Genomic DNA, 17,900 nt, shown 5'->3' on the forward strand with positions numbered 1-17,900 from the left:
TCGTCGTTCCCCGCGCCCCCGAGCAGGGCTACTGCGCCAGCTGCCGGCGGCGCTGCGCGATCGACGCGGGGTCCCAGCCGGGGTGCGGGACGGAATCCAGGAGCAGGCGCGTGTACGGGTGCTCCGGGGCGGCGAGGAGCTCCGCCATCGGCCGGTGCTCGACGGGGCGGCCGCGCAGCAGCACCAGCGCCTCGTCGCAGACGTACCGCACCACCGCGAAGTCGTGGCTGACGAAGACCAGGCCGATCCCGGCGTCCCTGCGGATGTCCGCGAGGACGTTCAGCACCTGCGCCTGGACGGACACGTCGAGCGCGGAGACCGCCTCGTCCAGGACCAGGACGGCCGGCTCGACGGCCAGCGCGCGGGCGATGGCCGCGCGCTGGCGTTGGCCACCGGAGAGGTGGCGGGGCAGGGCCGCCGCCTCCCGCTCCCCCAGACCGACCTGGCCGAGCAGCTCCCGGACCCGGGCCGCGCGGGCCGCGCGGTCGCCGAGGCCGTGCAGGCGGAGCACCGCGTCGAGGGTGGCGCCGATGGTGAGGCGGGCGTCCAGGGAGAGGTAGGGGTCCTGGAAGACGATCTGCACCGCCTTGGCCCGGGCCAGCCGCGCCGCCCTCCCGCGCACCCGCGCGGCCAGCGGCCGCCCGAGGACCGTGATGGACCCGCTGTCGGGCTGTTCCAGCCCGACCAGCATCCGGGCGGTCGTGGTCTTACCCGAGCCCGACTCCCCGACCAGACCGAGCGCGCCGCCGGGCGGAAGCGTGAACGAGACGCCGTCGACGGCCGTGGTCGCGCCGTAGGCCTTGCGCAGGCCGGAGACTTCGAGCAGCGCGGTCATGGGGCGACCTCCGAGGTGACGACGGCGGGCAGTTCGGCGACCCGGAAGCAGGCCGCGCGACGGTCGGCCGAGCCGGTCGGGTCGGCCGCGGCGGTGGACGGCACGGCAGCGGCGGGCAGTGGCAGCAGCCCGGGCGGGGCCTGGTCGCAGCGCCCCGGCTCGGCGAAGGCGCAGCGGGCGGCGAAGGCGCAGCCGGGCGCGGACTCGGCCAGGCTCATCGGCGCGCCCGGCACCGGGTGCAGCCGCTCCATCGGGCCGGTCAGCGGCGGCGTGGAGCCGAGCAGGCCGCGGGTGTACGGGTGGCGGGGCGAGCCGAACAGGTCGGCGGCCGAGGCCTCCTCCACGATCCGGCCCGCGTACATCACGTAGACCCGGTCGCAGGTCGCCGCGGCCAGCTCGATGTCATGGGTGATCAGCAGCATGCCGAGCCCGCGTTCGCGTTGCAGGGCACCGAGCAGGGCCAGGATCTCGGCCTGCGTGGAGACGTCGAGCGCGGTCGTGGGCTCGTCGCAGAGCAGCAGCTTCGGCTCCCCCGCCAGCGCGCCGGCGATCATGACGCGCTGGAGCATGCCACCGGAGAGCTGGTGCGGGTACTGCCGCAGGTGGCGCGGGGGGTCGGGCAGACCGACGGCCGCCAGCAGTTCCAGCGCCCGTGCCTCGGCCTGCCGCCGCGACCAGCCCTTGACCAGCCGCAGCGGCTCGGCCAGGAAGTCGCCGATCCGCCGCACGGGGTTGATGCCGGCCCTCGGGTCCTGGAAGACCATCGAGGCGACGGAGGTGCGCACCTCGCGCAGCCGCGCGGCGTCCGCACCGACCAGGTCCTTCCCCTCGACGAGGACCCGGCCGGTGACGTGCGCCCGCGCGGGCAGGAGCCCCAGCGCGGAGCGGGCGGTGACGGACTTGCCCGAGCCGGACTCGCCGACCAGGCCGACGACCTCCCCGGCGGCCACGCGCAGGTGCACCGTGTCCAGTACGGGCCGGGCCGAGCCGGGCAGTTCGACCGTCAGACCCTCGACAGAGAGAAGAGTCATCTCGCATCCCTCCGGGCGAGCCGGTCGCCGAGCTGCTCGCCGACCACGTTGAAGGCCACGACCACCAGCACCACGGCCACGGCCGGGACGACGGCGGACAGCGGCTGTCCCTGGAGCACCGCCGCCTGAGCCTGGTTGATCATCGCGCCCCAGTCGGGCGTCGGCGGCTGCACCCCGAGCCCGAGGAACGACAGCGCCGCCAGGTCCAGCAGCGCGTAGCCGAAGTTGACGGTGGACTGGGCCAGCACCGTCGGTCCGAGGCTCGGCAGCAGTCGGCGCACGGCGACGTAGAGCGGCGCGTGGCCCTGGACCAGGTAGGCCGCCACGTAGGGGCGGGCCTTCTCCTGGGCGGTGAGGCCCCGCACGAGCCGGGCGGTGTAGGGCATGTAGGCGATGGCCATGGCCAGCACCGGCGCCCCGAGCCCCTTGCCGAACAGCGCGACCGCGAGGATCGCCAGCAGCAGCGAGGGGAAGGCGAAGAGGATGTCGAGGACACGGCCGATCACCGCGTCGGCCCACCCGCCGCGCCAGCCGCTGAACAGGCCGACGGCGATCCCGGCGACGCTGGAGAAGACCACGACTCCCAGCGGACCGAGCAGACTGCTGCGGGCGCCGACCAGCAGCGCGGAGAAGGTGTCGTGGCCGCCCTGGTCGGTGCCGAGCAGGTGGGCGGCGCTGGGCCCGGCCATGGTGGTGGCGAAGTCGCCCAGGGTCGGGTCCTGCGGTGCCAGCCACGGCGCGAGCAGGGCGACGACCACGAAGCCGAGGAGCAGCACCAGGCTGGTCCGGAACAGCCACCCGTGGGCGAGGAACCCGCCGCGCAGTCGGCCCAGCAGTGGTCTGCGCTGAAGGACGGTCGTGCTCATCGGGCTCCTCCCCCGGCCGCGATCCGCGGGTCGATCAGCGGGTGGAGCAGGTCCACCAGGGTGTTGACGACGACGAAGACGGCGACGACGAGCAGCACCAGCGCCTGCACGACCTGGAAGTCGAGCTCGTCGACGCACTGCACCAGCAGCGAGCCGATCCCGGACATCCCGAACGCGGTCTCCACGATCGCGGTGCTGACGAGCATGCCGGAGACCAGCAGCCCGGAGACGGTGACGATCGGCCCGAGCGCGTTGCGGAACACATGGCGGCGCAGCACGCTGCCGCGCGGCACGCCCCGGCTCAGCGCCACCTCGACGTGCTCGCGGCCGAGTTCGTCCAGCATCGAGGCGCGGGTGACCCGGGTGACCAGGGCCATGAAGGTCACCGACAGCGCGACGGCGGGCATCGCGACGTGGTGCAGCTCGTCGAGGAAGCCGGTGCCGTTGCCGATGGTCGGGAACCAGCCGAGCCGCACCCCGAAGACCGAACGCAGCAGCACGGCCGCCGCGAAGGACGGCACCGCTGCGCCGACGGTGACGAGCAGCAGCACCGACTTGTCGGTCCGCGTCCCGTGCCGCAGGGCGCTCACCGCGCCCGCGCCGATGCCGACGACGGCGATCAGCAGCGTGGAGACGCCGACGAGCAGCAGCGACGCGGGCAGCCGGGCCCAGATGACGGCGCCGACGCTCTCGTGGAAGAGGTAGGAGCGGCCGAAGTCGCCGTGCAGGACCGCGTCCAGCCAGTGCCAGTAGCGCACCAGGAAGGGCTGGTCGAAGCCGAACTCCTTGCGGATCGACACCAGTTCGGCCGGGCTCGGGCTGCGGCCCTGCACCAGGAAGGAGACCGGGTCGCCGGGCGCGAGGTAGAGCGAGGAGAACACCAGGAACGAGGTGACCAGGAGGGTCACGGCCATGCCGACGAGCTTGCGCAGCACGGCGAGGGCCACGCTCATCCCTTGGCCCCGATCTCGGCCGCCCAGGGGTAGTAGAGGTAGTCGATGGAGGGCGAGACGCCGGTGATCCGCTTGCCGAGGAAGAGGCTGACCGGCTCGGTGTAGAGCGGCAGCCAGGGCAGCTGCTCCATGGCGATCTGCTGGGCCTTGGCCGCGGCCTGCGCGTGCGCGGTCGGGTCGTAGGCGCCGACGGCCTGGTTGACGGCGGCGTCGAACTGCGGGTCCGACCAGTTGCCGTAGTTGGCGAACGCGCCGGTCTGCAGGTCGCCGTACATGTCCAGCGGGTCGGTGATGGAGGTGTACCAGAAGGTCAGGAAGAGGTCGACGCCCTTGCGCGCGGCCGGGTCGGTGAACAACGCGGTGTACTTGTCGGCCGAGACGGTGTCGATCTGCGGCTTGAGCCCGATCGCGGTGGCGGCCTGCGCGACGGCCTGGGTGATGATCGTGGTCTGCGAGTCCAGCGGGCTGGTCGCGATCACCACCGTCTGCCCGTTGACACCCGCCTTGGCGGCGAGCGCCTTGGCCCCGGCCGGGTCGTAGGGGTACTGCGGCAGGTCCTTCAGCAGCGCGTCGACGCTCGCCTGCGAGCCGCTGCCGGTCCAGTTGTTGCGGGTGACCAGCGAGTCGGCCACGTCGCCGACGCCGCCCGCGCCGGCCTTGATGATGCCCTTGCGGTCGATCGCCATCAGCAGCGCCTGCCGCACCTGGGCGTTGCCGAGCACGCCCTTGAGGTTGCCGACGACCTCGTCGGCGACGGTGGTGTTGCGACCGTAGTAGAGGGTGCCGGCGGAGCTGGTGGACAGCTGGCCGTAGGAGTCCGGCGGGACCATCCAGCCGCCGTCGACCTCGCCGGTCTGGAAGGCGTTGACGCGGGCGGTGGCGTCGGAGAGGAAGACGAACTTCACCTGCCCGGCCTTGGCCTTCAGCTTCGGGTCCCAGTAGCCGTCGAACCGCTTGAGGACGAGCGACTGGCCGGGCGTCCAGGAGGCGAAGGAGAACGGGCCGGTGCAGTTGACGCCCTTGCCCGGGTTGCCGTAGTCCTTGCCGTCCGCCTTGAGCGTGGCGGCGGACTCGACGGTGCCCGGGCTGGCGGCCATGTACTTGTTGAAGGTCGAGTCCGGCGTCGTCAGCGTGACGGTCACCTGCATCGGGCCGGTCGCCTCGACTGACTTCACGTTGCGGAACGGGTAGGCCCAGTCGCTGCCGACGTTCGGGTCCAGGTTGCGGCGCAGCGAGGCGACCACGTCGGCGGCGGTGAGCAGGGTGCCGTCGTGGAAGTGGACGCCGCTGCGGATCGTGTAGACCCAGGTGGTGGGCGTCGGGTTGGCGTACGCGGTGGCCAGGCCCGGCGAGATCGTGAGGTCCGGGTTCCAGCGCAGCAGGCTCTCGCAGACGTTGGCCAGCACGGTGTTGGGCGGGTAGTCGAAGGAGTAGGCGTAGTCGATCGAGGTCGGCTCGGCGAACAGCGACCAGGTGAAGGAGGCGAGGTCGCCCTTGCTCGCGGGGGTGGTGTCGCTCAGGTGGTAGGCGGGGGCGCTCGCGCTCCCGCCGCCGTGGGCGGTGCCGCTGCACGAGGTCAGCGCGAGGGCGGTGAGCGGGACGGCCGCGAGGGCAGTGAGGGATCTGCGGCGGGTGCGGGTGCCGGGACGGGGACGGGTCACGGGGTCCTCCGGGGAAGGGTGAGGGTCAGTGGTCGGCGACGTGGACGGCGACGCCGTCGACGAAGGTCATCCGGACCCGGGTGTCGCCGATCTCCTCGGGAGAGCCGGCGAAGGGGTCGCGGTCGAGCACGACCAGGTCCGCGCACTTGCCGGGCTCGACGGTGCCGGTCTGCTGGTCCAGGTGGTTCACCCAGGCGCTGCCGGCCGTGTACGCGGTGAAGGCCTGGGCGAGGGTCAGCGCCTGCTCGGGGTAGAAGGGGCGCCGCGGGCGGCGGTCCGCGGCGGCGTTCGGCGCCTGGGTCGGCACGGCGCGGTTGACGGCGACGTGGATGCCCCAGAGCGGGTTGGGGCTGCTGACGGACCAGTCGCTGCCCGCGACGATCCGTGCGCCGGCGCGGGCCAGGTCGCCGAACGGGTACTGGAGCGCGGCGCGCTCGGGGCCGAGGAAGGGGATGGTCAGCTCGTCCATCTGCGGCTCGTGCGCGGCCCACAGCGCCTGGATGTTGGCGGCGGCGCCGAGTTCGGCGAACCGCTTGTAGTCGCCCGGGTCGACCACCTGGAGGTGGGCGAGGTGGTGGCGGTTGTCGTTGGGGCCGTTCTGCTCGCGGGCGGCCTCGAGCGCGTCCAGCACCTCGCGCACGGCCCGGTCGCCCAGTGCGTGGAAGTGCAGCTGGAAGTTCAGCGCGTCGAGTTCGGCGACAGCGGCGCGCAGCACCTGCGGCGGGACGAAGCTGAGGCCGGAGTTGGCGGTGGCGCAGCCGCAGCCGTCGAGGTAGGGCTGGAGCATCGCGGCGGTGTGGTTCTCGGCGATCCCGTCCTGCATGATCTTGACGCTGGTCGCGTTGAACCGGCCGACGCGGCCGTGCAGCCGGCGCTCCACCAGGTCGGTGATCTGCTCGGTGCCGCGCTCCCGGTCCCACCACAGCGCGCCGACGACGCGCGCCTTGAGCGTGCCGTCGCGGGCGGCGTCGACGTAGACGGCGAAGTTGTCCGGGTTGCCGGGGAAGGCGCCGATCATGGCGTCCTGCCAGGCGGTGACGCCGAGCGAGAACAGGTACTCCTGCGCCACGACCAGGCCCGCCCGGGCCTCCTCGGGGGTGGCCACCGGAACCAGGTCGCCGACCAGGTTCATCGCGCCCTCCTGGAGCATCCCGGTCGGGGTGCCGTCGGGCTCGCGCTCGATCCGGCCGTCGGCCGGGTCGAGGGTGTGCCGGCCGACGCCCGCGCGTTGCAGGGCACGGGAGTTGACCCAGGCGCCGTGCCCGTCGCGGTTGGTGAGCAGCACCGGCCGGTCCGGGACCACGGCGTCGAGCATGGCGCGGGTGGGCCGGCCGTCGGGGAACACGTCCATGGACCAGCCGCCGCCGCGGATCCAGGTGGCGTCGGGGTTGGCGGCGGCGTAGGCGGCGACGGTGGCCAGGTAGCCGTCGATGCTGCGCTGTCCGGACAGGTCGCAACGCAGCATCTGCACCCCGGCGACGGTCGGGTGCACGTGGGCGTCCTGGAAGCCGGGCGCGAGCAGGCCGCCGTCGAGGTCGACGACCTCGGTGGCCGGGCCGAGCAGCGGCCGCAGCTCGGCCTCCGGGGCCACGGCGAGAATCCGTCCGTCGCGGACGGCCACGGCGGCGTCGACGGGCGCCGAGCCGGTCGCGGCGCCGGTCGCGGTGAACACGCGTCCACCGCGGAACAGCAGCTGAGCAGGGGTTTCTGACGGTGCATGGGACGCCATCGGCGTTTCCTCCCCGAGTGATGGTGAGGAGGAGTGAAGCGCGGCGCAACAGTGTTGTCAACACTGTTGCGCTCCGGGGAGTCCGCATCGTTACACTGGCCGCACCATGACGAACCCAGCCTCGAATCCGGATGTCGCTCCCCCCGGCCCGCGCGCCCGCAGCACCCGGAGCAAGCGATCGGGCAGCCAGCTCACGCCCGAAGCGATCATCCAGGCCAGCCTGCGCATCGCCGCACGCGGCAGCGCTGACGCGTTCACCGTCCGCCGCCTCGGCGAGGAGCTCGGCGCCGACCCGACCGCCGTCTACCGGCACTTCCGCGACAAGGACGAACTGCTGCTGGAGGTAGCCGATCGCACCCTCGGCGAGGTGCTGGACAGCATCCAGGCCGGCCTCGGCTGGCAGGACCGCATCCGCGCCCTGGCCGACGGCTCGCTCGCGGTCGCGCTGAAGTACCCCGCCGTCGCCTCCGCGATGGCCAGCCGCACGACGCGGCGCGCGAACGAGTTCCGCGTCGTCGAACTGATCCTGGGCGCCGTGACGGAGGCCGGCCTGCGCGGCGCGGAGGCCGCCGTGTACTACCGCATGGTCGGCGACTCGCTGCTGGCCCTGGTCGGCCAGCGCGCCGCCTACCTGCTCTTCTCGGCGGAGGCCCGGGCGGCGGACGAGTCGGCCTGGAGCCGGGAGTACCGGCTGGTGGACCCGCAGGCGTTCCCGCAGATCACCGCCGTCGCCGAGGAGCTGGCCGGGGTCACCCAGGACGCCGTCTACCGGGTCCGGGTCGAGGCGCTGATCACCGCGATCGAGGCGCGCGTGGCGCAACACCGTTGACAACAACGTTGCGCGAGCGCTTCACTCCCGGTCGTCACCGTTCGATCGATCCCCACCCCCAGAGAGGGGTTCTTCGCCATGGACCGGGAACCTGCCAGATCGAGCACCACCACCCGCACCGGCCTCCCCGCCTCGCTCGGCCTCGCGTTCTCCCTGGAGGGCGAGGCCCGTCGGCGCGGCATGCCGGTCGCCGAGGTCGCCGGCGAACGCGCCGAGCATGAGCTGAACAGGCGTCAACTGCTCATCGCCGCAGGCGCCGCCACCGCCGCCGGCCTGGCCGGGGCCGCCCTCGCGGGTGCGACCCGCGCGGCCGCCTCCCCCAACGCGGCCACCGCGCCGCGCGTCGTCATCGTCGGCGCGGGCCTGGCCGGACTGCGCTGCGCGCACCGGCTGTGGACCGGCACCACGCCGGTAGCCGCCACCGTCTACGAGGCCGACACCACGCATGTCGGCGGCCGTTGCTGGACCCTGCGGGGCTTCTTCTCCGATGGCATGGTGAGCGAGCACGGCGGCTCGTTCATCAGCTCCACCGACACCTCCGTGCTCGGCCTCGCCAAGTCCCTCGGCCTGAAGACCGAGTACGCCAACGGCGGCTCGCTCAACTCCGGCACCTACGCGGGCTGGATCAACGGCGCGCGCTACGACGGCCCGCAGCAGCAGAGCGACTGGGTCGCCGAGGCGTACAACGCGTTCGCGGCCTCCTACGCCGCGATGGGAACCCCGCGCTGGAACAGCGCGACCGCGACGGCCAAGCAGCTCGACCAGCTCTCCTGCCTCGACTACCTCAACCGCATCGGCCTGCCCTCGGGTTCGGCGCTCAGCCAACTCATCCGGTCGATCCAGCTCCAGGCCGGCGGCGAGCCGTCGGCGGCCTCCGCCGTCGGCATGATCGGCTTCCTGGGCAACTCCTCGACCTTCGACGGCGGCTCCGGCTTCGACGAGAAGTACCACCTCGTGGGCGGCAACGACCAGTTGGTCAGCGGCATGGTCGCGCAGCTGCCGGCCGGAACGGTGCAGCAGGGCTACCAGCTGGTGGCCGTGGTGCAGAACAGCGGCGGCGGCTACACCTGCACCTTCCAGTGCACGGGCGGCGGCGCGTCGGTCCAGGTCCAGGCGGACCACCTCGTGCTGGCCCTGCCGTTCAGCACCCTGCGGGACGTGGACCTCAGCCGGGCGGGGCTCAGCGCGCTGAAGCTCCAGGCGATCCAGCAGCAGGGCATGGGCCAGAACGCGAAGCTGGTCACGCAGCTGACCACGAAGACCTGGCCCTCGCTGGGCTACAACGGCATCAGCAACACCGGGCCGAGCGGCTACCAGACCGCGTGGGACGGCTCCGTCCAACTCGGCGCGAAGGGCTCCCCCGCCCTCCTGGTCAACTTCCCCGGCGGCGACGCCGCCCGCACCGGCCTCACCGGCGCGGCCCACGGCCCGGCCCCGGCAGCGGACGTGAACGCCTTCCTCACCCAGATCGAGCAGGTCTTCCCGGGGACGACGGCCGCCTGGAACGGCCTGGCCTACGAGGACCACTGGTCCCTGGACCCGTGGCACAAGGGCGCCTACCACTACTACGAGGTGGGCCAGTACACCTCCTTCGCCGGCTACGAGGCCGTCCAGGAGGGCCGCATCCACTTCGCGGGCGAACACACGGACGTGGACAACGCCACCCTCGACGCGGCGGTGGCCTCGGGCGAACGGGCGGCAACGGAGATCACCGCCCAGCTGTGACTACAGCACCACCGGCAGGGCCAGGGGGCCGTGCATGATGCCGCCGACGGTCCAGGTCAGGTCCGCGTAGGCGCCCACCGGCCGGAGGGTCGGCAGGCGGCGGAGGAGCGTCTCGAGGGCCACCTGGCCCTCGAGACGGGCCAGGGGGGCGCCGACGCAGTAGTGGATGCCGTGACCGAAGGAGAGGTGGCGGCCGTCCGTGCGGGTGACGTCGAGGGCGGAGGCGTCCGGGGCGAGCGACGGGTCGCGGCCGACCGCGGCGAGGGAGACGGCGACCGCACTGCCCTTGGGGACGAGGACGCCGCCCAGCTCCACGTCGCGCACCGCGAAGCGCAGCGGCGTCTGGTCGACGGGCGCGTCGAACCGCAGGAACTCCTCCACCGCACCGGGCAGCAACTGCGGCTGCCGCCGCAGCAGCTCGGCCTGCCCGGGGTGGTCGAGGAGCGCGGCCGCCGCGTTGCCCAGCAGGTTGACGGTGGTCTCGTGGCCGGCGACCAGCAGGATGACGGCGGTGCCGAGGAGCTCGTCCGCGCTGAGCGCGTGCTCGTCCTCGCGGTTGAGGCGGATCAGCGCCGCGAGCAGGTCGTCACCGGGATCCGCCGCGGCCTGCTTCGCCGCGATCAGCGCGATGAAGTAGGCGTTCAGCGCCAGCATGCCCTCCTGCTGCATGACCGAGGGCGTCGCCGAGCCGCCGGAGACAGCGGCCTGCGTCCAGCGGCGGAAGTCCGCCTGGGCCTGCGCGGGGACGCCCAGCAGCTCGCAGATGACCATGACCGGCAGTGGGCCGGTGAAGTCCGCGACCAGGTCGATCGTCTCGCCGCGGGCCGCCTTGGCCTCGATCGCGTCGATCAGCTCGTCGGCGATCTCCTGGATCCGCGGGCGCAGGGCCTCCACCCGCCGCGGCGTGAAGGCGTGCGCGACCGGGCCGCGCAGACGGGCGTGGTCCGGCGGGTCGGCCATCAGCATGTTGGAACCCAAGCCCTGGCCGCGACCCTGGTAGTTGAGGACGCCGGCGGCGTCGAGCCCGGCGCGGCCGATCTCCGGGTCCTTGAGCAGGTCGGGGTGGGTCAGCGCGGTGCGCGCCCACTCGTGGTCCAGGACCAGGTAGAGGTCGAGCCCGCTGGGCTGCCGGACCCGCTGCACCGCCCCCCGGCTGCGCAGACCCGCGTAGCGGGCGTGCGCCTGCGCCTTGAACGCCGGGTCGTTGACGAGCGGTGCGTCCTGCTCGGCCATGGTCATGCTGCCCCTCCCGGACCGGGCCCGATGCTGCCTGACTCAGTGTGCCGTGCCCGCACCACCGCGCGACAGTCCGGTCCAGGCCCGGTCCCGGCACGGTTATGGACATCAGACGGACCGTCAGCGCAGCATCTGCGCTATGCGCATGGAGGGTTCGGCCGCGGTGGTCACCGGCGGCTCACGTGGGATCGGTCTGGCGGTGGCCAGGGAGCTGCTCGACGCCGGGGCGTCGGTGCTGATCGGCGCGCGTGGCAAGGACGGCCTGGAACAGGCCCTGGCGACGCTCGGCCCCGCTCCCGGCCGGCTGGTCGCGGCCGCCGGGGACGCGGGCGACGAGGTGGACGTCCGGCGCTGGGCGGGGCTCGCGCTGGAGACCTTCGGGCGGCTCGACTTCGTCGTGTGCAACGCGGGCGCGAACCAGCCGCTCGGCCCGGCGGTGGCGGGCGACCCGCAGGCCTGGCGCGACACCTTCGCGGTCAACGTCCACGGTCCGCTGGCCCTGGTGCGCGCCGCCTGGGAGGGGTGGATGAAGGACCACGGCGGCGCGGTGGTCACGGTGGTGACGGAGGGCGTGCACGGCGTCGGCCCGGGGCTGGCCGCGTACGAGACGAGCAAGGCGGCGCTGCTCCAGCTGACGCGGCACCTCGCCGCCGAGCTGGCCCCGCGGGTGCGGGTGAACGCGGTCTCCCCCGGGCTGGTCCGCACCGAACTGGCCCGCTTCTGGTGGGAGCGCGACGAGGCCGCCCTCGCCGCCGGGACGCCGCTGCGGCGCCTCGGCGAGCCGGAGGACATCGCCCACGCGGTGGTCTGGCTGCTCTCCGGTGACGCCTCCTGGGTGACCGGCGCCGACCTGCTGGTCGACGGCGGCCGCCGGTTCCGGGCGGGCATGCTCCCGGACCGGCCCTGGTGATCGGGCGGCGATCCTGGGAGCATCCATGGGTCCGCGCCCATGGAGGAGTTGAACGTGCCGAGCACCGAACTGACCCGCACCTACGAGGTTCCGGCCGATCCCGCCGCCGTGCTGGCGCATCTGGCCGAGCCGGACAACTACATCGGCCTGTCGCCGCTGCTGGTCGACGTGCGGGACGTCCGGCGCGAGGGCGAGGTCACGCACTACGTGGCGGTCGAGCGCTTCCGCTTCCTGGGGCTGGTCACGCACGACAACCTCATCCGGGTCACCCTGCGCACCGACGACGGGGCCCTGCCGGAGCAGGCCACGGTCAGCGGAGACGTCGTCAGTCCGGGAGGCGTGCGGATGGGCTACGAGTTCGCGGTCCACGCGGACGAGGCGGGCTCGCGCGTCGTGGACACCCTGCGCCTCTCCGCCCCGTTCGGCCTGCTCCGCTTCGCGGCCGGCAAGGCCGCCGAGGTCCAGGCGGCCCGGGGAGAGGTGCTGGCCCAGCGCCTGGCCCGGTAGTTCGTCAGTTCGTCAGGCGGCGGCGAGACGATCCGCGGCGAGGTGGGTGGCGAGGAAGCGCGCGGCGCGGTCGAGCGCGGCGTCCGCCTCGTCGAGGCGGCCGTAGTTGGTCTGGTAGACGTGGGGCAGCCCGGCGCCGATCTCCAGGGTGACCTCGACGCCGTCGGCACCCGCGCGGGCGGCCAGGCGGACCGCGTCGTCGAGCAGCAGCTCGTTCGCGCCGACCTGCACGAGCAGCGGGGGCAGTCCGGTGAGGTCGGCGAAGACCGGGCTCGCCAGGGGCTGGGCCGGGTCGGCGGCACCGGCGTAGAGATCGGCGTAGGCGCGCAGGTCGGTCTCGGCGAAGATGGGGTCGGCGTCGTTCTTGGTGCGGATGCTCGCCCCGGCCAGGGTGAGGTCGGCCCACGGGGAGAGGACGACCACGGCGGCCGGGAGCGGCAGACCCGCCTCGCGAGCCGCGAGCAGGGTGGCCAGAGCGAGGCCGCCACCGGCGGAGTCACCGGCCAGGACGAGCTCGCGCGGGTCCGTGCCCGTCCCCAGGAGCTCGCGGTAGGCGGCGAGCCCGTCGTCGACGGCCGCCGGGAAGGCGTGCTCGGGCGCCAGCCGGTAGTCGAGCGAGATCGCACGCAGTCCGGCGCGGCCGGCCAGTTCGCCGACCAGCCCGGCGTGGGTGTCGGGCGAGCCCAGCACGTAGCCGCCGCCGTGCAGGTAGAGCAGCACACCGCGCTCCGCCGCCCCGGCCGGCTCCAGCTCCAGCGCCGGGCGCCCGCCCAGCGTGGTGCGGCGGGTGGCCACGTCCACCGGTGCGGGCCGGGTCAGTCCGGCGGCGAAGCCGCTGCGCTGCTCCTCGACCGTGGTCGGCGTCTCGCGGCGGGGGATCGAGCGGAGCAGGGCGTCCAGGGCGTCACGCTGCTGACGGGACATGTCGGGCCTCTCATCGGTCGGGGTGCGGAATGGATTCCGAGGAATCCATCTGCCAGAATCAAAGCACATTCCGCAGAAGATGATTCCTAGGAATCTACTGGAGGCACCTGTGAGCTCCGTCACACCGATCTTCGTCGACCTCGTCCGCGTCGAGACCCGGCTCTACAACGCGCTGAACACCCGACTGCGCACCGAACTGGGCTTGAGCCTGGGCCAGTTCGAGTTTCTGGAGATCATCGACCGGGTGCCGGGGTGCCGCGTGCTCGACCTGGTCGGCGAAGTGGCGATCACCGTGGGAGCAGTCAGCAAGGCGGTCGACCGTCTGGTCGCGGCCGGCTGGTGCGAGCGCGTCCCCCACCCCGAGGACCGCCGCTCGTCCGTTCTCCGGCTCACCCCCGAGGGCAGGACGCGGCTGACCGCCGCCCGCCCGCTCGTCGAGGCCGAACTGGCCGCTCTGACCGCGACGGTCCCCCCCGACGACCTGGCCCGCGTCGCCGCGACCCTGTCCGGCCTGCGCGCGACCCTGGAGGCGAACTCCACCGGGCGAGCGGGCTGAAGCGTTCCCCGGCCGCTGACGCGCGGCGGGACGGGTGGGGGCCGGCACCCGGAACAGGCAGAATGGTCCGGTGACCCTGACTGATCTCATCCCCGCGACCCCCCAGCCCGACGAGCTCTTCACGGCCTTCGCCGGGTGGGCCGAGGAGCGCGGGATCACCCTCTACCCCGCCCAGGAAGAGGCGCTGATCGAGATCGTCTCGGGCAACAACGTCATCCTGAACACCCCCACCGGCTCCGGCAAGAGCCTGGTCGCGGCCGGGGCGCACTTCACCGCGCTGGCGAACGGGCAGCGGACCTTCTACACCGCGCCGATCAAGGCGCTGGTGTCGGAGAAGTTCTTCGACCTGGTGAAGATGTTCGGCACCGAGAAGGTCGGCATGATGACGGGCGACGCGTCGGTCAACCCGACCGCGCCGATCATCTGCTGCACGGCCGAGGTGCTCGCCTCGATCGCGCTGCGCGACGGCGCGCAGGCGGACGTGCAGCAGGTCGTCATGGACGAGTTCCACTTCTACGCCGAGCCGGACCGCGGCTGGGCGTGGCAGGTGCCGCTGATCGAGCTGCCGCAGGCACAGTTCCTGCTGATGTCCGCGACCCTCGGCGACGTGCGCAAGTTCGAGGCGGACCTGAAGCGCCGCACCGGCCGGCCCACCACCACGGTCTCCTCCGCGACGCGCCCCGTCCCGCTGTTCTACGAGTACCAGCGCACGCCCATCCACGACACGCTGGAGGACCTGCTCAAGTCGGGTCAGGCGCCCGTCTACGTCGTGCACTTCACGCAGGCCCAGGCCGTGGAGCGGGCGCAGGCGCTGATGAGCATCAACATGTGCACCAAGGCCGAGAAGGACGCGATCGCCGCGCTGATCGGCAACTTCCGCTTCACCACCAAGTTCGGCCGGAACCTCTCCCGCTTCGTGCGGCACGGCATCGGCATCCACCACGCGGGCATGCTGCCCAAGTACCGCCGCCTGGTGGAGCGTCTGGCCCAGGCCGGCCTGCTGAAGGTCATCTGCGGCACCGACACCCTCGGCGTCGGCGTCAACGTGCCGATCCGCACGGTGCTGTTCACCGCGCTGAGCAAGTACGACGGCCAGCGGGTGCGGATGCTGCGCGCCCGTGAGTTCCACCAGATCGCCGGCCGCGCCGGGCGCGCCGGGTTCGACACCGTCGGCACGGTCGTCGCGCAGGCGCCCGAGCACGTCATCGAGAACGAGCGGGCCGTCGCCAAGGCGGGCGACGACCCGAAGAAGAAGCGCAAGGTGGTGCGGAAGAAGGCCCCCGAGGGCTTCGTCTCCTGGGGCGAGGAGACCTTCACCAAGCTGATCGACGCGGCGCCCGAGCCGCTGGTCTCGCGGTTCAAGGTCAGCCACCTGATGCTGCTGTCCGTCATCAACCGCCCCGGCAACGCCTTCGAGGCGATGCGGCACCTGCTGACGGACAACGACGACGACCCGAAGACCCGTCGCCGCCACATCCGCGAGACCATCGCCATCTACCGCTCGCTGGAGGCCGGCGGCGTCGTCGAGCGGCTGCCGCACCCCGACGAGACGGGCCGCATCGTCCGCCTGACGGTCGACCTCCAGGACGACTTCTCGCTCACCCAGCCGCTGTCCACGTTCGCGCTGGCCGCGTTCGAACTGCTGGACCCGGCGTCGCCGAGCTACGCACTGGACGTGCTGTCGGTGGTGGAGTCGACGCTCGACGACCCACGCCAGATCCTGCACGCGCAGGAGAACAAGGCACGTGGCGAGGCCGTCGCGGAGATGAAGCGCGACGGGATCGAGTACGAGGAGCGGATGGAGCGGCTCCAGGAGATCTCCTACCCCAAGCCGCTGCTGGAGCTGCTGGAGCACGCCTACGAGGTCTACCGCCGCTCGCACCCCTGGATCAGCGACCACCCGCTGCGCCCGAAGACCGTCGCCCGCGACCTGTACGAACGCGCGATGACCTTCACCGACTACGTCGGCTTCTACGAGCTCCCGCGCACCGAGGGCCTGGTGCTGCGCTACCTCGCGTCCGCGTACAAGGCGGTCGAGCACACCGTTCCGGACCACCTGAAGTCCGAGGACCTGCGCGACCTGATCTCCTGGCTGGGCGAGCTGGTCCGCCAGGTCGACTCCTCGCTGCTGGACGAGTGGGAGCAGCTGGCCAACCCCGAGGACGAGGAGGAGCTGGAGGTCTCCCTGGAGGAGAGGACCGCGCCGGTCACCGCGAACACGCGCGCGTTCCGGGTGCTGGTCCGCAACGCGCTCTTCCGCCGCGTCGAGCTGTGCGCGCTGGAGAACTACGGCGCGCTCGCCGAGCTGGACGCCGAGGACGGCGGCTGGGACGCGAACCGCTGGGCGGACGCCATGGACGCGTACTGGGACGAGCACGACGACCTGTTCACCGGCCCCGACGCCCGTGGCCCCAAGATGCTCCTGATCGACGACGAGACGATCCAGGGCGCGTGGCTGGTCCGCCAGATCTTCGACGACCCGGCGGGCGACCACGACTGGGGCATCAGCGCGGAGGTCGACCTCCACTCCTCCGACGAGGAGGGCCGCGCCGTCCTGCGCGTCACCGGCGTCGACCGCCTGGGCTGAGTCGCACTGTCAGGGGCGCAGGGAACTGCTCGGCAGGGTCGTGCGGGCGGTCAGCGCCGCAGCAGGGTGACGCCGTCGCTGCTGACCACCATGGTGTACCCGCGCTGTTCGAAGTGGGTGAGCTCGGCGACGGCGGTGTCCGCCGAGCACGGCGCGATGGCCTTGGAGTCGGTCGAGTCGACCACGACCCAGTCGGCGTCGGCCGAGGCGTCGCGCATGCAGACCAGGGTCACCGTGTCCCGGTGGACCAGTTGGGCCGCGAGGCGGTTGCTGGCCGCCACCTTCACCCCGTCCGGGATCTGGCCGAGGATCGCGTCCGCCGTCTGTACGTGGGTCGGGGTGACCCACTGGGGTGGCAGCGCGAGTTCGCGCAACGGGAAGAAGGGCAGCGTCGCCAGCGTGAAGGCGGCGCTGGCCGCCAGCATCGCGCGCCCGCGCCGCCAGGAGAGCCGGCTTCTGGTCAGCGCGTGGACGAAGCCGCCGAAGACGATCGGCATCAGTACCGCGCTGTAGTGGTAGGCGACGCCCCAGTAGTGCGAGTTGCCGGAGGCGAAGCGCCACAGCAGCGTCGGTGCGCACAGCAGCGTCAGCGGCGAGCGCAGCGCGAAGAAGGCCGTCGGCGCCAACAGCATCAGCAGCGTCAGCCACTTGACCGGCGGCCAGGGCAGGTGCGCCAGCAGGCCGATGAGCGAGCCGCCGCCGCCCGCCGCGGTGACGCCGCCGGTGGTGGCGCTGCCGCCACCGGTGATCTGCTGCCAGTAGTCGAACCCGCCGTGGACGTTGACGGCGGGCAGCACCAGCAGCACCTCCACGCAGGTGCCGAGCGCGCCCGCGGCGGCGATCCACAGGCCGAGGCGGCGCGGGCCGCGCAGCGCGAGGTAGACGCCGACGGCCGCGACCGTCAGCCCCTGGTCCTCCTTGACGAGCAGCAGCGGCAGCGACCACAACGCGGCCGCGCGCCACCGCTCCTCACCGAGCGCGCGCACCGCGAACGCGATCAGCGGCACGGCGAACGCCACCTCGTGGAAGTCGAACGCCGCCGCCTGCACGACGCCCCACGAGCAGCCGAGACCGAACCCCACCACCAGTGCGGTGCGCGGACCACGCGCCGTCAGCGCCCAGTCGGCGAGCGGCACGATCGCCAGCGAGAGCAGCACGCTCTGCGCCACCAGCAACGTCACCGGGGTCGGGAAGATCCGGTAGAAGGGCGCCAGCACCGCGATGACGGGGCTGAAGTGGTCGCCCAGCACGTCGAACCCGAGGCCCTTGAGCGGCGTGACCGGCGCCTGCAGGTGCGCGTAGGCGTGCACGGCCTGCTCGAAGATGCCGAGGTCGTAGCCGGCCGTCTGCTGCAGTTGGTGACGCCGCACGGACAGCACCGTGTAGAGCACGGCGAAGACCGCCGCCGTGCCCCAGCTGTACGCCCAGGACGGTATCCGTCCGTCCGAGGCTCCGAGCTCCCCCGTCACCAGCCGTGTGCGCCGCTGCGCGACGACTGTCGTCCCGGTTGTACTCACTCGCCGTGTCCCACCCCGTCAGCCTGCAAACCCG

Annotated in this window: 15 protein-coding genes; 6 read left to right on the forward strand and 9 right to left on the reverse strand. The window is 72.8% G+C overall.

Going from position 1 to position 17,900, the window contains the following annotated elements:
- Nucleotides 1–28: 28 nt before the first annotated feature.
- From ABH931_RS16710 to ABH931_RS16735, 6 genes are read right to left on the reverse strand one after another with little or no spacing between them, the layout of a single operon-like run.
- Nucleotides 29–835 (reverse strand): ABC transporter ATP-binding protein, encoded by an 807-nt coding sequence (locus tag ABH931_RS16710; protein WP_370113895.1) that lies wholly within the window; start codon nt 833–835, stop codon nt 29–31.
- Entirely contained in the window at nt 832–1,866 is a 1,035-nt protein-coding gene (locus ABH931_RS16715; RefSeq protein WP_370113897.1) for an ABC transporter ATP-binding protein, read from the reverse strand. The genes ABH931_RS16710 and ABH931_RS16715 overlap by 4 nt, the downstream gene beginning before the upstream one ends.
- A complete protein-coding gene (locus ABH931_RS16720) occupies nt 1,863–2,732 on the reverse strand; it encodes an ABC transporter permease (protein WP_370113899.1) in 870 nt (289 codons plus the stop codon). The genes ABH931_RS16715 and ABH931_RS16720 overlap by 4 nt, the downstream gene beginning before the upstream one ends.
- Nucleotides 2,729–3,685: an ABC transporter permease gene (locus ABH931_RS16725; RefSeq protein ID WP_370113901.1), complete on the reverse strand. Its 957-nt coding sequence runs from the start codon at nt 3,683–3,685 to the stop codon at nt 2,729–2,731. Before ABH931_RS16725 ends, ABH931_RS16720 begins: the two co-directional genes overlap by 4 nt.
- The gene (locus ABH931_RS16730; protein ID WP_370113903.1) at nt 3,682–5,346 is read right to left on the reverse strand and encodes an ABC transporter substrate-binding protein; all 1,665 of its coding nucleotides are present in this window, start codon (nt 5,344–5,346) and stop codon (nt 3,682–3,684) included. The genes ABH931_RS16725 and ABH931_RS16730 overlap by 4 nt, the downstream gene beginning before the upstream one ends.
- Before the next feature lie 25 nt (nt 5,347–5,371).
- Complete coding sequence (locus tag ABH931_RS16735) at nt 5,372–7,075, reverse strand: amidohydrolase (RefSeq protein ID WP_370113905.1); 1,704 nt, start codon at nt 7,073–7,075, stop codon at nt 5,372–5,374.
- A 106-nt stretch (nt 7,076–7,181) separates the two neighbouring features.
- Here ABH931_RS16735 and ABH931_RS16740 point away from each other — a divergent pair, with 106 nt between their 5' ends.
- Together ABH931_RS16740 and ABH931_RS16745 are read left to right on the forward strand one after the other, a co-directional pair.
- On the forward strand, nt 7,182–7,904 hold the full coding sequence (locus ABH931_RS16740; protein WP_370113907.1) for a TetR/AcrR family transcriptional regulator: 723 nt from the start codon (nt 7,182–7,184) through the stop codon (nt 7,902–7,904).
- Nucleotides 7,905–7,982: 78 nt separating this feature from the next.
- Entirely contained in the window at nt 7,983–9,629 is a 1,647-nt protein-coding gene (locus ABH931_RS16745) for a flavin monoamine oxidase family protein (RefSeq protein WP_370113909.1), read from the forward strand.
- Here the strand turns inward: ABH931_RS16745 and ABH931_RS16750 are convergent, their stop codons facing one another.
- A complete protein-coding gene (locus ABH931_RS16750) occupies nt 9,630–10,868 on the reverse strand; it encodes a cytochrome P450 (protein WP_370113911.1) in 1,239 nt (412 codons plus the stop codon). It lies immediately after the preceding gene.
- A gap of 136 nt (nt 10,869–11,004) precedes the next feature.
- Here ABH931_RS16750 and ABH931_RS16755 point away from each other — a divergent pair, with 136 nt between their 5' ends.
- Together ABH931_RS16755 and ABH931_RS16760 are read left to right on the forward strand one after the other, a co-directional pair.
- A complete protein-coding gene (locus tag ABH931_RS16755) occupies nt 11,005–11,775 on the forward strand; it encodes an SDR family oxidoreductase (protein WP_370113913.1) in 771 nt (256 codons plus the stop codon).
- A 54-nt stretch (nt 11,776–11,829) separates the two neighbouring features.
- Entirely contained in the window at nt 11,830–12,282 is a 453-nt protein-coding gene (locus tag ABH931_RS16760; protein WP_370113915.1) for an SRPBCC family protein, read from the forward strand.
- Between the two features lie 12 nt (nt 12,283–12,294).
- Here ABH931_RS16760 and ABH931_RS16765 read toward each other — a convergent pair whose 3' ends face one another.
- Nucleotides 12,295–13,206, reverse strand: coding sequence for an alpha/beta hydrolase (locus ABH931_RS16765; protein ID WP_370113917.1), 912 nt, complete (start codon nt 13,204–13,206; stop codon nt 12,295–12,297).
- A 109-nt stretch (nt 13,207–13,315) separates the two neighbouring features.
- Between ABH931_RS16765 and ABH931_RS16770 the strand changes: the two genes are divergently transcribed.
- Both ABH931_RS16770 and ABH931_RS16775 read left to right on the forward strand, forming a co-directional pair.
- On the forward strand, nt 13,316–13,762 hold the full coding sequence (locus tag ABH931_RS16770; RefSeq protein WP_370113919.1) for a MarR family winged helix-turn-helix transcriptional regulator: 447 nt from the start codon (nt 13,316–13,318) through the stop codon (nt 13,760–13,762).
- Between the two features lie 70 nt (nt 13,763–13,832).
- Nucleotides 13,833–16,349 (forward strand): DEAD/DEAH box helicase, encoded by a 2,517-nt coding sequence (locus ABH931_RS16775; RefSeq protein ID WP_370113920.1) that lies wholly within the window; start codon nt 13,833–13,835, stop codon nt 16,347–16,349.
- Nucleotides 16,350–16,399: 50 nt separating this feature from the next.
- On the opposite strand, the gene ABH931_RS16780 is transcribed toward ABH931_RS16775, so the two are convergent.
- Nucleotides 16,400–17,866, reverse strand: coding sequence for a DUF2079 domain-containing protein (locus ABH931_RS16780; protein WP_370113922.1), 1,467 nt, complete (start codon nt 17,864–17,866; stop codon nt 16,400–16,402).
- Between the last annotated feature and the right edge of the window lie 34 nt (nt 17,867–17,900).

This window comes from Streptacidiphilus sp. MAP12-33 (assembly GCF_041261265.1).
Classification (GTDB): Bacteria; Actinomycetota; Actinomycetes; order Streptomycetales; family Streptomycetaceae; genus Streptacidiphilus.

Coding starts and splice junctions, on each gene's coding strand:
- ABH931_RS16740 (WP_370113907.1), top strand. CDS start 7,182: ATGACGAACCCAGCCTCGAATCCGGATGTCGCTCCCCCCGGCCCGCGC.
- ABH931_RS16755 (WP_370113913.1), top strand. CDS start 11,005: ATGCGCATGGAGGGTTCGGCCGCGGTGGTCACCGGCGGCTCACGTGGG.
- ABH931_RS16715 (WP_370113897.1), bottom strand. CDS start 1,866: ATGACTCTTCTCTCTGTCGAGGGTCTGACGGTCGAACTGCCCGGCTCG.
- ABH931_RS16735 (WP_370113905.1), bottom strand. CDS start 7,075: ATGGCGTCCCATGCACCGTCAGAAACCCCTGCTCAGCTGCTGTTCCGC.
- ABH931_RS16725 (WP_370113901.1), bottom strand. CDS start 3,685: ATGAGCGTGGCCCTCGCCGTGCTGCGCAAGCTCGTCGGCATGGCCGTG.
- ABH931_RS16720 (WP_370113899.1), bottom strand. CDS start 2,732: ATGAGCACGACCGTCCTTCAGCGCAGACCACTGCTGGGCCGACTGCGC.
- ABH931_RS16710 (WP_370113895.1), bottom strand. CDS start 835: ATGACCGCGCTGCTCGAAGTCTCCGGCCTGCGCAAGGCCTACGGCGCG.
- ABH931_RS16745 (WP_370113909.1), top strand. CDS start 7,983: ATGGACCGGGAACCTGCCAGATCGAGCACCACCACCCGCACCGGCCTC.
- ABH931_RS16765 (WP_370113917.1), bottom strand. CDS start 13,206: ATGTCCCGTCAGCAGCGTGACGCCCTGGACGCCCTGCTCCGCTCGATC.
- ABH931_RS16750 (WP_370113911.1), bottom strand. CDS start 10,868: ATGACCATGGCCGAGCAGGACGCACCGCTCGTCAACGACCCGGCGTTC.